The sequence below is a fragment of the Flavobacterium sp. UBA4854 genome (assembly GCF_002399805.1).
In the GTDB taxonomy this organism is placed as follows: domain Bacteria; phylum Bacteroidota; class Bacteroidia; order Flavobacteriales; family Flavobacteriaceae; genus Flavobacterium; species Flavobacterium ginsengisoli.
This window is the reverse complement of record NZ_DHEI01000120.1, coordinates 61774-68948: the sequence shown is the minus strand read 5'-3', so window position 1 is coordinate 68948 and position 7175 is coordinate 61774. Positions and strand designations below refer to the sequence as shown.

Genomic DNA, 7175 nt, shown 5'->3' with positions numbered 1-7175 from the left:
AATACATTTCCGTTAATAACGTATAATTTCTCATTTGCAATTGCAATTCCTTTTGGATCAAATGCTTCTGTGCTTCCTGGGATATTTTCGTTAGTAATAGAAGCTTCATCTGTTGGATAATAATAGGTATAATCTTTAGATGCTGCATCGTCTTTACTGCAATTTGTAAACAAACAAAGCGCTAAAATTAGGGGCAGAATATGTTTCATGTTTAATTTATATTTTAGTTCCATTTTCCTTCACCTTTATATTTCAGCAAAAATGGATTTTTAGGATTAATGGTAAATACTGGTTTTTTATAAGTTCCTTTTACATAAGCCGTTTTTGCATATGTTTTTAAAACTTCTGGATCTGTAAACGGAAGATCGTTTAAGTAAATCAGGTATTTATAAAAATGAGTAAGCATTTCCTGTTGGCCACCGCCTTCACCACTATTTGCTAAATTACTACTATGGCTAAAACCGATGTGATGCGAATATTCGTGCGACCAAACCGACATTTCTCCAACCCAATGTCCAGTTACATAGCCCGATTCCCATTGCGAAGCCAGATTTCCTCCGCCCCAAGCAGAATCTCCTCCTACCATAGCCATCCAAACGGTCCTTTTGTCAAGATAGTTCCAATATATTTTTTCGATTTCTTCTTTAGAATAGTAATCGTAAACTCCATCAACATCTTCTGCATTTCCATGCCAATTTAATGCACCGTTTATAGCTGTCCCTGCAGTCGTTGCCTGTTCTTGTTTGTATCTGTCAAAGTTGATGAAAGTGTCATAATACAAAGGATGGCTTAACGCATACGAATAGTTAATAATCATCGTAATTGCTTCTTTTGCTAAAGCTGGATTCATTGGAAGAAATTTACCCAATTCATTAATGTGGTATCCATCATGAAACTGAACTAAATGCGTCGATTTTATCTTTTTTATTTTCTTAAACAAAGGATCTTCCGATTCTATAAAAAACTCAATTGCTCCAGACGAAAATCCGTCGATTTTATCGATTGTTACCGTATTTCCTGTTTCTAACAAATAATCATTTTTCTGCTCCGTTAAAGGAATTTTATGAAACGAACGATGAAAAGCTGGAACTTTTGAAAAATTAAAAAGCAAAAACTTCTTATCGTAATTCGCCAATTTTGCGTACACCTTAACATCTGTCAGTCCAACTGGAGAATAAAGTGATACTTGAACAGAATCTTTTCCTTTTAAAATAACTTGAAAAGGTTCGTTTACTCTAAACCAGCGATCTGCTTTATTGTACATGATTGAAGGATCTTCGTCGTCTTCAAACATAGTCATTGGTTTATTTTCTGCGGGTAAAGCTGTAGCATCTATGCTCGGCAGGTAACTTGGTTTGTAGTTTTCGCCATCGTCACTACAGCCAAAAATAATACTTGCCAATAGGGCAAATACAAAAAAGTGAGTGTTTTTTCTCATCAGTAAGTAAAGTAGGTTTGGGGTTAAAATATCATGCAAAACTATAAATATGCTCGATAAAAACAAGCATATTGCAAGAAAAATATGAATATAAAGTATACTAATAGTAAATTTTTGTGTACTATTACTACACCCAAAACTCTTTTAATGTTTTGATTTTCAAACATTCATCTTGTCATTTTTCTTTCATTTTTTTTTGAAGAAATGCTAATATACAATCCTAATATTACGAAAACAACACCAAGAAAAGTATAAAAAGTCAACGGTTCCTCGACAACTAAGTAAGCGATTAAAAAACCGAATATTGGACACAAGAAAAGCCAATATGAAGCTTTTATCGGATTTATTTTTAAAAGATAAAGCCAAAACTGAATGGCTCCAATAGAAACTGCAATTGCCAGCCAAAAAGTGGAAAACCAGAAATTTAAATCTAAATTATTTTGATCTGATTTATAAGTTAAAACCAAGACAGGAAAAAGAAATACAGCTCCAATTAGGGTTTGCCAGCCATTTATGGTTAAAATATGCAAATCATTCCATTCTTGCCTAGAATAATAAATTGTTCCTAATGAATATGCAATCATGCTAACTAGAAGAATCAGTATTCCGCTGGGAGTTGCAAAGCTGCTTTGTAATAAAGGATAGGCCGCAAAAAAAACACCTGTAAGACAAAGCAATAAGCTAATAATATTTTTAAAATCGATTTTATGAGATAACCAAACTGCCGAAATCAAAACAATAAAAACAGGATTAGTTGCTACTGCCAAACTCCCTAAACCAGCGGATACTTTTTGCATAGCAAGAACATACAAACCCAAATAAAAAGTAATATTGAGCAAACCATAAATACTGATTTGAATCCATTCTTTTTTTTGGGGCAGACGTTTTGCCATTATAAGATGCGAAATAAGAAGCATAATGCATCCAGCGATTAGAAATCTAAAAATAGAAATTACAAAAGGCTGAGCAGAATGAAGTCAAATTTTTGTAGCTGTAGATGCAGAAGCCCACAAAAAGGAAAAAATAATTCCGATAAAAATGATTTTGAGTTCTTTAAATTTACCTAAAATTGGAGACACTTTTTCTTTAATCATTAGGAAATAGAACTGTCGGTTTTAGAAAAATCAAGCGTTTCTATTTTACTTAAATCAGCATTGAATTGGACAAAACTGGCAGGAAAACCAGGCTTTATTTTCCCGATTTTTTCTTGCATACCAATAGCAGAAGCTACCCTTGTAGTTGCCATTTTTATTGCTTCATCAGCCGAAACATTCAGATGATTGTAAGCATTTTGCACCGCTTCTGTCATTGATATTGTAGCTCCCGCCAGATTGCCGTCTTCATTTCTGTAAAAACCGTTTTCTAAATGCGCATCAAAATTGTCCCACTTAAAATTGGCTACTTTTCGCCCTAAAAAAGTTGCATCGCTTATTAGAAAGAATTTTTCTTGTTTTAACTTGTAAGCTACTTTTGCTGCAGCATAATCGCAATGTGCTCCATCTAGAATAACTGGAGCATAAACTTCTTCATTTTCAAAAACAGCTCCAACCAAACCTGGTTCGCGGTGGCCAAACTGCGTCATGGCATTAAACAAATGTGTCACAAGATTTATTCCTTTAGAGAAATAAAATTGTGCTTCTTTTTGTGTTATGGTCGAATGGCCAATCGAGATCGTAAATCCGCTCTCGATTAGCATATTCAATTGTTCTTCTGTAAAACATTCGGGCGCAATTGTAATAACTTTTATAACATCTTTTCCCTTTCTGATTATTTCTTCTAGTTCTTCATTCGTTGGCTTTCTTACCTGATCAATACTGTGGGCGCCACGTCTTAACGGATTTAAAAACGGACCTTCCAAATGCATTCCGACAACGCCATTTTTGTGCTTTTGCATGTATTCTCGAACTGCTTCAATTCCGTTGAGAATAGTTTCTCTCGAAGAAGAAATCAAACAAGGTAAAACATGTGTTGTGCCATACTTCATGCTTGCATCATAAATATCCTGAATGGTTTCTTCATTTGGAGTCTGACTGAAATAGTACTTTTCTCCTCCATTGATCTGAATATCTATAAATCCTGCAGCGAGATGATTTCCTCCCAAATTAATTTGCTCAATGTCATTTGGTATTTCTTGGTGTACTGAAATAATAGTTCCGTTTTCAATAATTACGGCTCCATTTTCAATTACTTCATCTCCTGTATGCACAATCGCATTTACAATTGCTTGTTTCATGTTTTAATTTTATTTCTTTATAATTTTACTGTTAAGTCCAGTATTTGAATCTTTTACATTTAAAAGATAAATTCCTTGAGGCTGGTCTGCCAATGAAAATGATATCTCTTTTTCGTTCAAATTTAAAACGGAAGTTCGAATTAATTTCCCAGTTAAATCGAATAATTTAATTGCAGCAATTCCAGAAGCATTATTTACTTTAATTTTAACTATATCCTTAACAGGATTTGGACTTACTTCAACACTAAATTCGTTGTTTTCTATTACAGTATTTTCTATTACTTTTTTTGCTGATAAAGAACTTGATGGAGGCAAAAATGTATCAGCTCCGCTTGTAAGCCAGTTTAATGAGAAACGCACAAAATACATCTGATAAGTTGAGCTTTCGCCATTTTCATAATAAATGCCAATTGTTCCGTCTGGCAAAATAGTAAGACTCGAATAAGCAGATGCTCCAGGAAATATTGTTTTTGGCGAACCCCAAGTTATTCCTTCATCTGTACTCATTTGCACGCTTACATTTTTACGGCTGCTTGAAAATGGAATTGAATGCAATAAGCGATTTTTATCGTAACCATCAAGTGTTGAAGTATAACGAATAAAATCACCATCACAATTTGGATCTGTTATACTTGTTTGATTATAAGCTGTTCCCCATGTTGCTCCTTTATCTGTCGAGATATTAAAACGGCGTGTTCCCGGATTTCTTATACTCATCATAATGTTTCCGTTATTCAATTCTACCACTTTTGCTTCATCTCCATCTATTTCTGCTCTATTTGTCGATGCTGTCCAAGTAATTCCATGATCGGCACTTGTAATTAAATAATTACTAATGCGTTCTGTTCCTGAAACATTTTCTCGAACTGCAATTGCGGCAACAATTTTACCATCACGTAATTGATGTGCTCTGCCAGAAGCAACAAACAATCCTTTCCAATTTGGGTTTGGTCCGTAGATCTGACTCGTAATATCTACAGGAGTTCCCCAAGTTACGCCGTTATCCGTACTATGAATTACCAAAACCTTTGCAGGAACCGCATTAGTTGAAGCAAAAAAGCCTTTATCTGCAGAAACTAAACACAATAATTCTCCTGTCGATTTATCTAAGACCAAAGCCGCATCTCCTGCTCCGGTTGCCGCTCCAAAATTGGCAATTGTTAATGGTGAAGACCAAGTTTTTCCGTTATCGGTACTTCTACGCACAACAGGATCTATTTTTGCCGATAAATCTCCTGAGCCATTCCATCTTTTATCTGTTACCGTTACCAGCGAACCATCGGCAGCAGTGATGATTGCTGGAATACGATAACTTGCAGAACCTGCATCTCCAGGCGTAAATAAAAGCGTATTGGTTAATAATATTACTCGGTTTCCAGATACTGTATTTGAGGTTACATTATAAGTTATTCCGTTTGCAACAATTGATTCGCAGGTTGCATCTAATAAATTTCCTTCAGTTGCTCCAGTTGAAACATCGTAAGTAATCCAAAAATAATTATCTCCAGAAGCCAATGCTTTTGATCCATTTACAGTAAGATTTCCGCTAGACGGCGTAACATTTCCAAATAATGTTGCTGTTGTCGGATTAAAAATTGCTGTGCTTCCGCTTGAATATATTTTAATATTTGTAACGTCGCTAATATTGGTAGTTCCTGTCATCGTAAACTTTAAAGCACTTACCGTCAAAGGATTTAAATTGCCCGAAACAGAAGCTCTAACCGCTATAATTCTCTGATCTGTATCGCCTAAACCTGTTGGCAATTCTGTCTGAATCAAAGAGATCGAATTTATTTGCATTTCATTAGTCTGCGCAATAACAGAAGCTCCATTCATTAATGTTCCCGGATGATTATTCCCCGAAATATCTGGAACCGTTTTACCACTTATATTTTCAAAATCCCAAGCGGCAATTAATCCAGTTTCTGTTCCCGTTATTGCAGTTGTCTTATCAGTCAAAACTTCTGCTGCAGTCATAGCTTTGCTCCAAAAACGAATGTCATCGATTTGGGCATTCATATAAGAAGAAAAATTACTTATCGTGCCAAAAAATAAATCTCCTGTATTTGAAACTGTATTTGTTCCTCCAATGTTAGACGATGTTTTAGTTTGCTGCAAAACGCCATCAACATAAATTTTACAGCTTGTGGTGGCAACATCAACTACCATTGCCAAATGATGCCAAACATTGTCTGCAATACTCGAAGTCCCGTACGGCGGCCCCGCTGCTCCTGCGCTTGTCGTTAAATTTACTCCAAACTGTCCTCCTCCTGCCGAAGTATTATTTATAAATTCATATCCAATTCCAGAACCATTTGGACGTTTGCTCAAAATACGTTTTCCGAAATCGCCCGTTTTTATTCTGCAACTTATGGTTAAATTTTGTCCAGCCGCCAAGTTAAAATCACTATGATTTGAAACTAACATATAATCATTTACTCCGTCTAAATTTAAAACCATCGGAAAAGCATTTGGAAAAGTAACAGATCCAAAAAGAGTTCCCGTATGACTATTTCCTGAAATATCTGGAACCGAAGTGCCGGTTATATTTTCAAAATTCCATGCTGCCAAAAGATCTGTCGCAGGTCCATTAACAACTGCTGTCATATCTGCTTGCAATTCAGTTGCCGTCATTGCTTTATTCCAAACACGTACGTTATCAATCTGTCCTGCCCATTTGTAGCTGTTGGAAGCGTCTGAAGTTGCACCAATTACGAAGCTTACAGCATTAGAAAAATCGGAAGTTACAGAAGTAAATGTTTTTCCTGTATTGGCTAAAACTCCGTCAATGTATCCATACATAGTTCGGTTACTCGAGGCATCCATAACCAAAGCAATATGATGCCAAGTTCCGTCTGCGAGAGAATTAGCAGAATAGCCTGCTGTACTAATGTTTGCTGGAGTTCCAGTACCACTCATGTTCATGGCAAATTTTCCTGCATTTGTGCCGTTTCCTGTCCAAAATTCATATCCGTTACCTGAAGTGCCATTTCTTTTAGCAAAAATTCTTGGTGTTCCAGTATTGGTTGTTGTTTTAATCCAACAGGTTACGGTTTTATTTTGACCCGAACCAAAGTCTAAATCCGGATGATCTGCCACTGTCATATAAGTTGAAGTGCCGTCAAGGTTTAAAACTTTACCACTTTGCGCTTTTGTATTTATACTGCATAAACACATCAAACACAAACAAAAATAGCGTAATACATTTTTCATAGTTTTTAATATTTGGTTATAAATTGGTTAAAAAGCATTAAAAAATAATAACGAAAAACTTGATGACTGGCGGATAAATCAGGATAAGTGGACTTTAATTTTTCTCAAGATATTCGTTTAATATTTGTGTACAATACCATTCCTGACGAGGCAAATGAAATGGTCCTTTATAAAGATTCCCTTTGGCAGTTTGAGCTACGCTTCCGTCTCGGTGCAAATAGCCAAACCATTCTCCATTTTCTTTATCATGAAATTTACTATACGAGTAATCATGAATCATTTTGTGCCATT

Annotated in this window: 3 protein-coding genes and 3 pseudogenes; all 6 read right to left on the bottom strand. The window is 35.5% G+C overall.

Annotated features, from left to right (window positions below; all coding sequences use genetic code 11):
- Positions 1-233: pseudogene (locus B3J44_RS17830) on the bottom strand (hypothetical protein); the annotation flags it as partial.
- Positions 224-1438, bottom strand: a complete 1215-nt coding sequence (locus B3J44_RS17825; protein WP_286970062.1) for a hypothetical protein — start codon at positions 1436-1438, stop codon at positions 224-226. The gene B3J44_RS17825 and the pseudogene B3J44_RS17830, both read right to left, overlap by 10 nt.
- Before the next feature lie 167 nt (positions 1439-1605).
- Positions 1606-2400: pseudogene (locus B3J44_RS24245) on the bottom strand (DMT family transporter); the annotation flags it as partial.
- Positions 2401-2531: 131 nt separating this feature from the next.
- Positions 2532-3671 carry an N-acetylglucosamine-6-phosphate deacetylase gene (gene nagA / locus B3J44_RS17810; RefSeq protein ID WP_286970060.1) on the bottom strand — a complete coding sequence of 380 codons (1140 nt, stop codon included), beginning with the start codon at positions 3669-3671 and terminating at the stop codon, positions 2532-2534.
- A gap of 9 nt (positions 3672-3680) precedes the next feature.
- The gene (locus B3J44_RS17805) at positions 3681-6884 is read right to left on the bottom strand and encodes a LamG-like jellyroll fold domain-containing protein (protein WP_286970058.1); all 3204 of its coding nucleotides are present in this window, start codon (positions 6882-6884) and stop codon (positions 3681-3683) included.
- Between the two features lie 94 nt (positions 6885-6978).
- Positions 6979-7175: pseudogene (locus tag B3J44_RS17800) on the bottom strand (AGE family epimerase/isomerase); the annotation flags it as partial.

Bases quoted from the DNA above. Each gene is read 5' to 3' on its own strand.
- B3J44_RS17825 (WP_286970062.1), bottom strand. From the start codon at position 1,438: ATGAGAAAAAACACTCACTTTTTTGTATTTGCCCTATTGGCAAGTATT.
- nagA (WP_286970060.1), bottom strand. From the start codon at position 3,671: ATGAAACAAGCAATTGTAAATGCGATTGTGCATACAGGAGATGAAGTA.
- B3J44_RS17805 (WP_286970058.1), bottom strand. From the start codon at position 6,884: ATGAAAAATGTATTACGCTATTTTTGTTTGTGTTTGATGTGTTTATGC.